Annotated in this window: 8 protein-coding genes; all 8 read right to left on the bottom strand. The window is 60.3% G+C overall.

Annotated elements, in window-relative coordinates:
• Positions 1 to 169 precede the first annotated feature (169 nt).
• The 8 genes from JWU58_RS22785 to JWU58_RS22750 all read right to left on the bottom strand — a co-directional run bounded on the left by JWU58_RS22785 (position 170) and on the right by JWU58_RS22750 (position 11492).
• Positions 170 to 1294: a mannuronate-specific alginate lyase gene (locus JWU58_RS22785; protein WP_016771602.1), complete on the bottom strand. Its 1125-nt coding sequence runs from the start codon at positions 1292 to 1294 to the stop codon at positions 170 to 172.
• A gap of 8 nt (positions 1295 to 1302) precedes the next feature.
• On the bottom strand, positions 1303 to 2769 hold the full coding sequence (locus JWU58_RS22780) for an alginate O-acetyltransferase (RefSeq protein WP_122751910.1): 1467 nt from the start codon (positions 2767 to 2769) through the stop codon (positions 1303 to 1305).
• Between the two features lie 11 nt (positions 2770 to 2780).
• Complete coding sequence (gene algG / locus JWU58_RS22775; RefSeq protein ID WP_206421024.1) at positions 2781 to 4352, bottom strand: mannuronan 5-epimerase AlgG; 1572 nt, start codon at positions 4350 to 4352, stop codon at positions 2781 to 2783.
• Between the two features lie 26 nt (positions 4353 to 4378).
• A complete protein-coding gene (locus tag JWU58_RS22770; protein ID WP_076565962.1) occupies positions 4379 to 5860 on the bottom strand; it encodes an alginate export family protein in 1482 nt (493 codons plus the stop codon).
• On the bottom strand, positions 5857 to 7380 hold the full coding sequence (gene algK / locus JWU58_RS22765; protein ID WP_206421023.1) for an alginate biosynthesis TPR repeat lipoprotein AlgK: 1524 nt from the start codon (positions 7378 to 7380) through the stop codon (positions 5857 to 5859). Before algK ends, JWU58_RS22770 begins: the two co-directional genes overlap by 4 nt.
• A 9-nt stretch (positions 7381 to 7389) precedes the next feature.
• Entirely contained in the window at positions 7390 to 8559 is a 1170-nt protein-coding gene (locus JWU58_RS22760) for an alginate biosynthesis protein Alg44 (protein ID WP_024011680.1), read from the bottom strand.
• A gap of 35 nt (positions 8560 to 8594) precedes the next feature.
• Positions 8595 to 10076 carry a mannuronan synthase gene (gene alg8, locus JWU58_RS22755; protein ID WP_161806094.1) on the bottom strand — a complete coding sequence of 494 codons (1482 nt, stop codon included), beginning with the start codon at positions 10074 to 10076 and terminating at the stop codon, positions 8595 to 8597.
• A gap of 99 nt (positions 10077 to 10175) precedes the next feature.
• Positions 10176 to 11492 (bottom strand): nucleotide sugar dehydrogenase, encoded by a 1317-nt coding sequence (locus JWU58_RS22750; RefSeq protein WP_016771595.1) that lies wholly within the window; start codon positions 11490 to 11492, stop codon positions 10176 to 10178.
• Between the last annotated feature and the right edge of the window lie 581 nt (positions 11493 to 12073).

Raw genomic sequence — 12073 nt, 5'->3', positions numbered from 1 at the left:
CCCAAACCCCCCACGTAAAACCGGAGGGTCAACTCAAAAATCTCAAACCTGACACCGGCACCCGTGGGAGCGAGCCTGCTCGCGAAAGCGTCGTGTCAGTCGACATCACATTCTGAATGTCAGACCGCATTCGCGAGCAGGCTCGCTCCCACAGGTTTTGCGTCTGGCCTTACGAACCCTTGTTGCCCTTTTCATGCGACGGGTCGTAGACCTTGGTCAGGTCGCCGCCAAGACGGAAGGTCTTGAACGGTTGCATGTCGCGCTTCTTCTCGATCACATCCGGCGCACAGGTGTAGAGCGTGCAGAAGGGTTCGAGCCAGGCGAATTTCATGTCCTCTTTCAGGTCGGTCATGTCCTGCTTTTTGCCGTTCTTTTCTTCGAACTCGTCAGGGTCCTTCACGCCGGCCAACACCCGATCACCGAGACGCTTGAGCGCGCCGTTGTTTTCCTGACGCAGATCGACACCGTTGACCTGAGCGAAACTGGCGATCATCGCCAGCGGCGGCAGGGCGTAGTTGTGATAGGCGAGGGCGCGTTGCTGGCGCTTGAGCTCGTTGGGCAGGAAGCCATCGGCATCGACTTGATTGACTCCGACCTTGTATTCCTTGACGGCCCAGTCGAACAGGTCGCGGCGGTTGGTGGCGACGGCGGTGGCCATCACCGACCAGGCGGCCCAGTACGAGTGGTTGTTGGTTTTTTCCAGCGGCAGGTTGTCCCAATCGCTGACCACCTGATCAGCCATTTTGCTGAACCAGGCTTCGATCAACTGCGCTTCCTGCTGATGCTGGGCCAGCGGATGCGAGTCGGAAAACTTCAGGCGAATGTACGACGAGGCCATGCTGCCCAGCGCCCATTTGCGCATCGACTTGCCGGTGTGGTTGAAGTCTTTGGACATCAACGCGTCAGCCTTGGCCCACGCGGTCAGCCAGTCGAGCGTGCATTCGAGCTGTTCCGGGCGACCGTCGCGCATGAACTGCATGACGCGCTTGGCGGTGCCGCGTTCCAGCGTGGTGATGTCTTTGGTGGTGTCGCGAAAGGCTTTTTCCGACTGCACGTTCAGCGTCGCGCGGGCCTTGTCCGAACCTTCGTATTTGCTGCGAAATTGCAGCGGACCGGTGTACGGCGCCGGCATCGCGTCGCAGCCATCGCTCTTGTCGCCGGTCTTGAATTTATCCACCGGGGCGAAGTAGCCCTGCGGTGGACGCAATGGCGCGGCAGCCTGAGTTGCCCCGGCGAACATCGCCAGGCTCAGAAGTGTCGGTGCCAACAGGTTTTTCAGTTTCGGATTTCGCATAGCAGACCTCATTGCCCGAGCTGCGCGGTCTGTTGACCGACGCCCGGGAATACGTTGCGTTTGCAGATTTTCGCTTCGACTTTTTGTGGCGCGGCGTCAGGTCCGGCTTCAGGACCCTGGACTTCGACCGCCAGCAGGTTTTGCGAGGCCCAGTCTTCGTCCGTGCGCAGCTCAAAGGCGAAACGACCGTCGGTGTCGGAGGTTTCCGGTTTCTCGATCTTGATGTCCTCGTGGCGACCGTTCATGTACCAGAGGGTGGCTTGCAGGGTTTTCACCGACGTGTCGGCGAAGCGGATGTCGACCTGATGGTTGGCGTTCTGCAGGTTCAGGTTCTTGCTGTTGACCAGCAGTTCTTGCTTGCTGCCCGGCTTCAGCGTGGCACTGGCGGACATCTGCGCGTCCTTGCCTTCGCAACCGTTGTCGAGCAGCGCCATCATCTGGCGATAGATGGTTTCCTGGTCGAGGCGATACAGCGGCGAGAATTCCCAGATGAGAATCTTCGGCGGGGTCTTCTGGAATTCCTCGCTGCCCAGGTATTGCAGCATCGAACCTTCGAAACCGCCGCCGGGGAAGGCCACGTTAAGGATGTCGGCGCCGATGGCTTCTTCAAGGAAACCGGCGAAGTTGTAGTTCTTGCCGCTGTGCGACGTACCGACCAGGGTGATCTGCGGATTGCCGGAATCGCCGAACAGATCGCCGTCACCGGCCTCGCCTTTCGGCTCGGTGGTGAACTGGTCCATGTACTGGATCGCGTAGCTGGTGCCGCACAGTTGCCCGGCCATGTTGTGCAGAGTGCCGGTCTTGCCCATGCGTCCAGAGCGCTTGGTCTCGAATTCACGCTTGGGAATGTCGGCGAAGGCCGGGATCTGCTTGACCTTTTCGGCGACGATTTTTGCCGTGCGCTGGGCACCGTAAGGTGTCCAGTGCTGGTCGCCACGGAAGTAGAAATCGTGGGCGGGCAGGGTGTCCGGCAGCGATTCGTTGGTCAGTGGCGACAGGTCCGGCACCACATAGCCCATCTTGGCGAAACGGCCGAGCATGGTCTTGTAGTTGCCCAGCGCTTTCTCGTAATCGAACGCGGCTTTTTCCTGCGGGTTGAGCTTGTTGCGGTTCACCAGGCCACGGGTCGGCTGGTAGACGATCACCAGCTCAACGCCTTTGCTCTTGAATGCATCGTGCAACTGTTGCAGGCGCTTGTAGCCGGCCGGCGTGGTGTTGAACTCGGTGCGCAGGTCTTCCTGGGTTCGGAACAGCCAGTCGCCCTGGGCCTGTACCAGGGTGGTGAAGTTCTGCTGATAACGCGTGGTGTAGTTCTTCGCGTCATGGGCCGCCGGGCACAGGTTGCAGCACGGTTCGGCGGTGAACTTCGGTGGCGTGACGCTTGCGCCGTCAGCGTCGGCGCGGGCGTTGCCGGCAGCGAGAATGCCGAGGGTCAGGGCCGAGAGGCTGAGCAGTTTGATCATGTGTGGGTGCATAAAAATTATCCTCAGTCCTGCAATTCGGTCTGGCGTTCGACAGGGTCGATCAGCACGGCTTTCTGCTGGCGCACCAACAGATCGAGAATTTCATCCTGGCGCTCGCCGAGGATGCCGTTGAAGCTGATCCCGCTGGACTTGGTCGGCGCCAGCATCGACACGCGATACAGCTCGACACTCAGCGGCGAGTCGATCGACAGCGGGCCGCTGCCGTTGGCTGCCAGCTCGCCGCCGACGACGATCAGCGAGACCTGCGCGTCGAACGGGTCGAGCTTGATGTCACGGTCGGTGTCGGTCAGGTCCTTGATGTGGCCGTAGATACCGGTCAGGCCGTTGGTCATGGCAACGTTTTCGTAGAGGCGGATGTTCACGCTGTTACGGATACGAATGCCGTGACGGGTATTGCTGATGACCTTGTTGCCCCACAGCAGGTTGTCGGCAGACTCGTAGAGCGTGATGCCGTCGGTGTGGTTCTTGTAGATCTCGTTGTAGGCAATGATGTTGTTGACGCTGTTACGGTCGATCACCAGGCCCGACAACTTGTTGTCGAAACTCTTGTTGTTGAAGATGAAGCTGTCGTTGACCTCACGGGAAATAATGATCCCGTGCTTCTTCTTCGTGCCGTGAACGGTGTTCTCGGCAATGATCAGACGGTGCGAGCGGTCATGCGGGTCGATGCCGTAGACGATGTTGTCTTTGTAGGTGTTGCCCTTGACCACAAAGTCGCTGGTTTCGTAGCAGTAGAAGCCGTACCACATGTCCGAGAACTCGGAGCCGACGATCCAGCCGGTCGGTTCCGGGCGCTTGAGGACCTTGGCCATGTTCGGCGTGTACTGGGAAATACTCACCCCGTACGACTTACTGTTGGCGTAACCGAAACTGGCCATCTTGCTGTTGACGATGTAGGTCTCGGTGCCGCCCCAGGAGAGCAGGAACGGACGGAATTCCTTCGGCGAACGGAAGGTCGCCGGGCCGTTTTCCTTCTCGCGCCAGCCGGTGACTTTGGTGTCACGCACGAACAGTTTGCCGTCATTGATCAGGAACGAACCGGCCTCTTGGGACAGGCGCAGTTCCTGGGTCTGACCGTCGATTTCGAGGATGCCTTTCTCGCCGACCACGATCGGCAATTTGGCCACGTACACGCCCGGAGCGGTCTCGCTGAAATACTGCTTGGGCAGTTTTTTCGCCAGATCCTTGAGGTTCATGTAGCCGTCGTCGATGAAGATCGCCTGCGGGATGCCGTGCTGACGCACCACCCATTCGGCCATCTTGTTATCGCCGCCGATGAAGTCCTTAAGAGCGTTTTCCTGCATCATCCGGCGCACGCTGATCTTGCCCGGCTTGCTGCGCACGATCTTCGCCGCAGCGGCTTCGGCGGTGAAGCCGGACAGGTCGGGCAGTGTCGGCTTGGCCAGTTTCAGTGCGTCGGTCGGCGCGCTGCTGACGGTGTAGGTCTTGGCCTGTTGCAGTTCTTTGGCCACGGTCGCAGGTTTCGCCGGTTCAACATTGGCGAAGGCGCCGGCGCTGGCCAGCAGCATCGCGCCGGCCAGCAGGCTGAGTGAGCCTGTTCTGGTGCTGATCATGTCGGGCACTCCCTTGGCGGTTTGCATCAGAAGCGCCAGATCACGTCAATGAATGCGCGGTGCATGTAGGAATCAACCTGGCTGCCATAGGCATCGCCCGGTTTGAACACACCGCCACGGAAACGCACCAGTGCCGAAGGCTCGTCGATCGACTGGCTCAACGCCGCCGGCAACAGGCCCTGCTTGAAGTACTTGGTGACGACCAGGTCCATTTCCTGACCCAGGTCCTTGTTGCCATCTTCAAGCGGCAAGGATGTGCTGGAGAGGATTGCGCCGGTGACGTCGTCGGTGTTGTTTTCCACCGCGTTGATGCCGTTGCTGCCGACCGGCTTGTTGCCGTCGACACGCCAGAACTTGTGGTAGATCAGGCTGGCGTCGTACTCGTCGTTGACCATCCACGAACCGAACAGGGTGGCGGTCTGCATGTTGTTCATTTCGCCACGGAACGCTTCGCCGAAACGGTGCACGCGCGAGCGGGTACCGGTGTAGTTGGAGCGGTTGCTCTCCAGACCGTTCTGTTCGTAATCGGCACTGGCGCGGGCGTAGGCACCGCCGACTTGCCACTGCGGATCGAGGCGCAGACGCACGCCGACGTCGGCTGCCCAGCCGCTGATGTCATCGCTGCGCTTGGCTTGTGTCGGGCGCGTGCCATCGGCGTTCAGCGCGTTGACCGTGTCGCGGTCGCCGCTCATGCCGGTGATGCTGCCCCAGTAGTTGACGGTGTTGGTGTTGCGCCAGTTGTAGGCGTCGCTGTCGGCAGTCAGGCCGATCCAGCTGATGTCGCCGTTCTCGGTCTTGTCCAGCGAGTCGCGCGGTACGCCCGGCTCGGCGTAATCGAGTTTGCCGTCATCGTGAGTGTGGTGGCCGCGAATGCCGACCCACTGCCCTGGCGTCCACTGGTAAGCGGCGTCGGCGTAGGCGTGCAGGCGATCCTTGTCTTTCGGTGCCAGCTCTTTCAAGTCGGTGCGGTATTCGCTGAAACGCTCGGCAACACCGGCATTGGCGCGCAGCAGTGTGGTATCGAAGGTCCAGTTCAGCGCTTCGATGTTGGTGTCGCGCCATTGGCCGTCGTCATTGCGCAGACGCTGACGACCGAACTTCAGAATCTCGCCAGGGTAGGGCGTGAAGCCGCTGTAGCCGACCCAGAATTCGCGCATCGCCAGGTAGTTTTTCTTGGTTTCGCGATCACCGCTGTCGGTGGCCTGTTCGCCGTCCGATTGTTGCAGGGTGTCGGTCTCGATGATGTCGGTCGAGGTCACCGCCTGACCCATCGCATAGGCGCTCCACGCGCCGCTTTCGCCGTAGATCCACGGACGCAGGTCGAGGCCCACGCCGTTGACATCGCCGCCGCCGGCAGTGCCGAGGTCACGGTCGTCTTCGGACTGGCCGGTGAGTTTCACTTCCAGACCGAAGTTCTTGGTTTCAGTCATCGCAGCCAGTGTCGGGCAAGACCAGAGCAGCGCGAAGGTGAGGCCAATACCGGCCTTCACGAATGGGTTCAGCTTCATAGTTTTTCCTCGCCGTCTTCTTCTTGCAGGGCGTGCAGTTGCAGCGTGTTCGAGTTCAGGGCGCCACGGCTGGCCTGTTCCTGTTGCAACAGGCGGCGGGCTTCGGGCAGGCGCTCGGGCGGCAGTTGCGCCTCGAGGGTCGCTGCCAGTTCATCGGCTTGCGGGGTGTTCTGGGCCTTGGCCAACTGGCTGAATACGTAGGCGTTCAGCGGGTCGGGCTTGGTGCCCTTGCCTTGCGAGAACAGCTGGGCGATGGCGAAGTCGGCACTGTTCTGGCCGTTGCGCGCAGCGGTCAGCAGGTGGTCGAGAGCCTTCTGCGGGTAGACCTTGCCCAGGTAGCCACGACGGTAGATCTGGCCGAGGTAGTAATCGGCAGCGACTTCGCGGCCGACGGCTTTCTGGAAATGTTCCTCGGCGACTTTCGCGTCAGCCGGGACCATTTTGCCTTCGTAGTAGACCTTGCCCAGCAGCAGTTCGGCGCGCGGCTGGTCGGCGGCGCGACCGTTGTCCAGGTACTTCATCATCTGGTCGACGTCGCCCAGTTCGGGGAAGTCGTAAAGCAGTTGGGCGAGGGTGACCCACGATGCCGGGTAGCCCGGAGCGATCGGCTCGAGCAGCGCCTGCGCGGTTTTTTCGTCAGTCTCGCCCAGGGTCGAATCGGCCAGCACGCGGGCCACGGAGTCGACACGCTGCGCGGTGACGGTGCCACGGCTGTAACCGGCCTGCATCTGCTTGATCAGCTCGGCCTGTTGCTCCGCCTGGCCACGTTTCTGGTAGACGGTGGCCAGTTCGACGTAGCAGATGTCGGTGGTATTGAGCGCGGCCTTGCAGATTTTTTCCACGTCATCCAGATGCTGGTCGTAGGTGCCTTGGGTGCGATACAGCAGCACCTGCGCCAGACCCGCTTCCGGGTAACCGGATTTGCGCCACTGATCGATCTGCTGCTGGGCGTTGATGTTCGGGAAGCTGTGCGGGTATTGCAGGTACAGCATCGCCAGCGGGATCAACGTGTTGCCTTCGCCATTGGCGGCGGCTTTTTTCAGCAGGGTTTCGGCTTCGTGGTGCTCGGCTTCGGTGGAGCCCGGCTTGGCCACCAGCAGACGACCGAGACGTGCCTGGGCACGCGGCGACACGCTGGCCGCTGCGCGGTAAGTCGCCTCGGCCTGTTTCATCTGCGCCGGGTCGCGGCTGTCGACCTGGATATCGGCCAGGCCGACTTGCGCCTCGCTGTAACCCAGATCGGCCAGTTGCTGGTAGTTCTGCGCAGCGGTGGCGGTGTCGCCACGCTTGAGCGCTTCGTTGGCCAGACGCTGATCGGGCAGCCCGGCGCAACCGGCTAGAGAAACTGCTAGTGCCAGCGAGCACACCATCAATCCCATGTGGGAGCGACGGTGCGGCGATCCGACCTGCTCGCGAAGCAGTCGACTCGGTACTTCAGACAAACCGCGCTGGCCCTTTCGCGAGCAGGCTCGCTCCCACAGGGTCGGCGGTGTGTTCAAGTTATGCGTAGTCACAGGCATGTCCTCGACTTAAAGACCGGCAGCCATGGCTTTGTCGATCAGCCAGTTCAGGTTCGGGCCACGGTCGCTGTTCACTTCCACCGGGCGGCCGGCCAGGCTGCTGTCGAGCGGCTCGTCAGGCTGGATCTGTACGCGGATGTCGGAGGACAGGTCGGCGCTCTTCAGGCTGGTGCTGCTGACGATCTTGCCGGTGCGGGTCTTGTCTTCGCCGGCGATCTGGAAGCTCACCGGAGTGCCTGGACGCACGTCACCGAACTGGCGATAGGAGAAGCGTGCTTCAACGTTGGCCTGGGTGTTGCGCGGCACCAGTTGGAAGATCACGTCGCCCTTGCTCGCGTACTGACCGTCAGCCACCAGTTGCTGGGCCACGGTGCAATCGCACGGCGAGGTCAGGGTGCCGGTCATTTGCTTGCCGAACAGTTCTTCAACCTTGGCCGGGGCCAGTTGGTCTTCGGCCAGATGGCCCTTGAGTACGTCGAGCATGCTGGTGCTGAAGGTCGCCAGCGGTGCGCCTTTGGCGGCAACGCCGTCGGACTTGACCAGGCTTTGTACGGTGCCGTCGCGCGGCATGGTGATGTTCATCCCCGGCACGCTGACCAGACCGGCCTGGGCGTGGCTGACGAAGTACATGCCGTACACCGACTTGAAGATGAAACCGGCAGCGACCAGGCCAACGGCGAAAATACCGGCGCTGAAGGTCACGGCTTTCAGGCGGCCGAACGGGGTCATGCCGGTGTCGTTGGTCTTGTTCTTGCGCGCCTTGGTGAAGTTGTCGCGCTGCAGCGTCGCCAGCACTTCGCCGATGCTGACGATGTCGCCGGCCAGGTGCGAAGTGATCAGGTGGCGCAGGGTGGAAATGTCCTGCGGCTCGAGGTTCTGGAACTGGCAGCCAGCGCGGCCGGTGGCGCGATCGAAGGAACGCACCTGCAGTTCAACGTCCATGGCCAGGCCGAGGTTGTCGATGACAAATTGCAGACGCGCCTTGTACACCTCGCCGATGGTCAGCGGCATCTGCCCGGCGTTGAACGCCAGACCGCCAGCCGACAGATCGAGGACCCGCGCTTCGAGCGGCGTCCGGTCAGGGCCGAAGAAACGCAGCTTGGCCGGGATTTTCACGCGAGCGTGCTGGCGCTGGGCTTCGGATTCATGCACTACGTTGACGTTGACGGCGGTATTCATAGGGGCGATTTCCTTGTTAATTCAATAGGAGCGGGTCAGACCATCATCAGCAGCACGGCGACAAAAATGCTGCCGGCGGAGAAGGTCATGGTCCGAGACGACCAGGTGTTGAACCAACGTTGAAAGCTGGCGAGATCACGGGTCAGGGATGTGGGCTGGCGAGTCCAGGATTGTTGGTCGAGGCGGAAGAACACGTAGATCTTCACCAGGGCGCCAACGATCTGGTTGTAATACAGAATCGCCGGGTAAGCAGGGCCGATGCGGTGACCGGAACACGACAGCAACAGCGTCAGGATCAGGCGGGTGATGCCGATCCACAGCAGGTACACGAGGATGAACGCGGTGCCGTACTTGAAGCTGGCGATCAGTGCGACGGTCAGGCCGAGCAGCGAGGTCCACATCGACACGCGCTGGTCGAACAGCACCACCGAGGTGAATACGCCGAGGCGGCGGATACCCAGACCCAGTGCACGGGAGTTCTGGCGCAGGTTGTTGCCGTACCAGCGGAACATCAGCTTGCGGCTGGCCTTGATGAAGCTCTTTTCCGGCGGATGCTCAACGGTGTTGATCGCGGCGTCCGGCACGTAGAAGGTGTCGTAACCCAGGCGCATCAGGCTGAACCAGCTCGACTTGTCGTCACCGGTCAGGAACTTGAAGCGTCCCAGACGCCAGTGTTGCAGCGAGTCGCTTTCAACGTCGGCGATGAATTCCGGATTGGTCACCACGGAGGCTTTGAATACCGACATCCGACCGGTCATGGTCAGTACGCGCTTGGACAGGGCCATCGAGCACATGTTGATGTGGCGCTGGGCGAAACGCAGCTTGTGCCATTCGCTCATGATGTAGCCGCCGCGCACTTCGCAGAACTCGTTGGTGGTCAGGCCGCCGACATTGCCGAACAGCTGGAACCACGGCACGGTCTTGCGCACGACGCCTTCGCCGAGCACGGTGTCGCCGTCGATCACGGCCACCACGGCACGGTCGTCCGGCAGGTGACGGGAGATCGCGCGGAAACCGAAGGCCAGACCATCGCGCTTGCCGGTCCCGGGAATACGCACGAAGTCGAGCTTGACCCGCTCCGGCGGATTCATCCGCGCCCACAACGCCTTGACCAGCAGCTCGTCGGACATTTCCACGATTGAGCAGACAATGGTGGTCGGCAGTTCGCAGTCGATGGCTTCGCGGATCACCGAGCTGTAGACCTGCGCGGTGGTCAGCGCGTCAATACGAAAGCTGGTGACCATCAGAAACACATGCGACGGATCGGCCGCTTTACCCAGCTTGCGTACTTTGCGACGCAAGTGCGGGTAAACGATGTAGAGAAAAATCATGCCGCGCACAAAGTGCGTTGCACCCATCGAGTAGCGCCAGATACCCACGGCGCCAATCAGGAAAATGAAGTCCTTCGACTCGGAGTCGAATGTGGACGTGGGCAGCATCAAGGCCAGGCCCATCAGCAGACTGAGATAAAAAAGCCAGCCGGCTGATTGCAGAAAAAAATGTTTGAGCTTGGTCATAACCGTCATCCGAAGGTAAGGGAAGCTGCAAGTTGCAAGCTTCAAGCTGCAAGCCAATCGCGTTGACTTGCAGCTCGACGCTTGTCGCTTGGGGCTGCGTTACCAGCAAATGCCTTCGGTGCGGCTACCGGCGCTGGTGGCCTTGGACATGAAGCCCACCAGGTCGATGACTTGCTTGCCCTGCGGCGCTTCCTGGGCCAGCGAACGGAATTTCTCGTCGCGGTTGCCGAGGATGATCACGTCGGAGTTATCGATCACCGAGTCGAAGTCGGAGTTGAGCAGGGACGATACGTGCGGAATCTTCGATTCGATGTAGTCCTTGTTCGCACCGTGGACACGGGCGTATTCGACGTTGCTGTCGTAGATGCTCAGGTCGTAACCCTTGCCGATCAGCATTTCCGCCAGTTCGACCAGCGGGCTTTCGCGCAGGTCGTCGGTGCCGGCCTTGAAGCTCAGACCGAGCAGGGCGACTTTGCGTTTTTCATGGCTTTCAACGATGTCGAAAGCGTTCTGCACTTGCGATTCGTTACTGCGCATCAGCGAGTTGAGCAGCGGCGCTTCGACGTCCAGGGAACCGGCGCGGTAGGTCAGGGCACGCACGTCTTTGGGCAGGCACGAACCGCCGAAGGCGAAGCCCGGGCGCATGTAGTACTGGGACAGGTTGAGGGTCTTGTCCTGGCAAACCACTTCCATCACTTCACGGCCATCGACGCCGACCGCTTTGGCGATGTTGCCGATCTCGTTGGCGAAGGTCACTTTGGTCGCGTGCCAAACGTTGCAGGTGTACTTGATCATCTCGGCAACGGCGATGTCCTTGCGGATGATCGGTGCGTCGAGTTCTTCGTACAGCGATTGCAGAACGTCGCCCGAGGCGGTATCGAACTCGCCGATAACGGTCATTGGTGGCTGATCGTAGTCAGCGATGGCGGTGGATTCGCGGAGGAATTCCGGGTTGACCGCAACGCCGAAATCGACGCCGGCTTTCTTGCCGGAGCAGTCTTCCAGAATCGGGATGACCACGTTGGCCACGGTGCCTGGCAACACGGTGCTGCGCACGACGATGGTGTGACGGGTGGTTTTTTCACGCAGGACAAAACCGATCTCGCGGCACACGGCCTCGATGTAGTTCAGTTCCAGGTCGCCGTTCTTCTTGCTTGGCGTGCCGACGCAGATCATCGACAGGTCGGTATCACGAATCGCCTCGGCGAAGTTGGTCGTGCCGCGCAGACGACCGGTCTGGATACCCTGCTGCAGCAGTTCGCCCAGGCCTGGTTCTACAATCGGCGATTTGCCGGCGTTAATCATGTCGATCTTGTCTTTGGCAACATCGACGCCAACTACGTCATGGCCCCGTGCAGACAGGCAACCGGCACATACTGCGCCAACGTAACCCAAACCAAATATGCTGATGCGCATCGCAATTACCTCTGTATATATCAGGCCTTAGAAGGCCGGAGTTAATGGTGTTCAGCGGTCACTAGTGCACTCGGAAGTGCGGCTTACAAGCGCCACAATGCCGTGTGCAGGCATACAAAGTTCCGAGTGTCTAATAAGTGCACTCAAGATGTGCGCAACTAGGCCTTGTTGTTATGACTTGCCCTGTTATGCAGCCGATCTTCCGTGCGGGAAGACTCTAGTGCAGTCGTGTAGCCTGCTCGACGTCCGGTAGGGAGCCGGTAAATCAAGCAGTTAGGTGCTCAGGCGAGCACGTTTATAGGGGCGCGGCCTTGGCCTTTGTAGGGGATATTAATGGTGCGTATCTCCTGTCCTTCGATTGTTTTGAGACTCTTAGTCACTCAGGCAAGTTGCTGTGACAACTTGGTTACATGGCTATCAGCTCTTCGTAAGTTATCTCGTACAAACTCGGCGAGAATCGTTACCGGTGGTATGAGCAATGCATTTGGACATAGTTCCAGCCCGCTCATCGTGCCAGCCGAAATTTTTTGAAATATTGATGAAGATGGCACTGGGTGCAAATTGATAGCACTAACGATTTC

Source organism: Pseudomonas atacamensis (assembly GCF_017167965.1).
Classification (GTDB): domain Bacteria; phylum Pseudomonadota; class Gammaproteobacteria; order Pseudomonadales; family Pseudomonadaceae; genus Aquipseudomonas; species Aquipseudomonas atacamensis.
Note: the sequence above shows the minus strand (reverse complement) of the source record. Positions and strands in the feature narration are given on the sequence as shown.

Excerpts from the sequence above, each read along its gene's own strand:
- JWU58_RS22780 (WP_122751910.1), bottom strand. The coding sequence starts at position 2,769 with ATGCACCCACACATGATCAAACTGCTCAGCCTCTCGGCCCTGACCCTC.
- JWU58_RS22750 (WP_016771595.1), bottom strand. The coding sequence starts at position 11,492 with ATGCGCATCAGCATATTTGGTTTGGGTTACGTTGGCGCAGTATGTGCC.
- JWU58_RS22770 (WP_076565962.1), bottom strand. The coding sequence starts at position 5,860 with ATGAAGCTGAACCCATTCGTGAAGGCCGGTATTGGCCTCACCTTCGCG.
- algG (WP_206421024.1), bottom strand. The coding sequence starts at position 4,352 with ATGATCAGCACCAGAACAGGCTCACTCAGCCTGCTGGCCGGCGCGATG.
- JWU58_RS22760 (WP_024011680.1), bottom strand. The coding sequence starts at position 8,559 with ATGAATACCGCCGTCAACGTCAACGTAGTGCATGAATCCGAAGCCCAG.
- algK (WP_206421023.1), bottom strand. The coding sequence starts at position 7,380 with ATGCCTGTGACTACGCATAACTTGAACACACCGCCGACCCTGTGGGAG.
- JWU58_RS22785 (WP_016771602.1), bottom strand. The coding sequence starts at position 1,294 with ATGCGAAATCCGAAACTGAAAAACCTGTTGGCACCGACACTTCTGAGC.
- alg8 (WP_161806094.1), bottom strand. The coding sequence starts at position 10,076 with ATGACCAAGCTCAAACATTTTTTTCTGCAATCAGCCGGCTGGCTTTTT.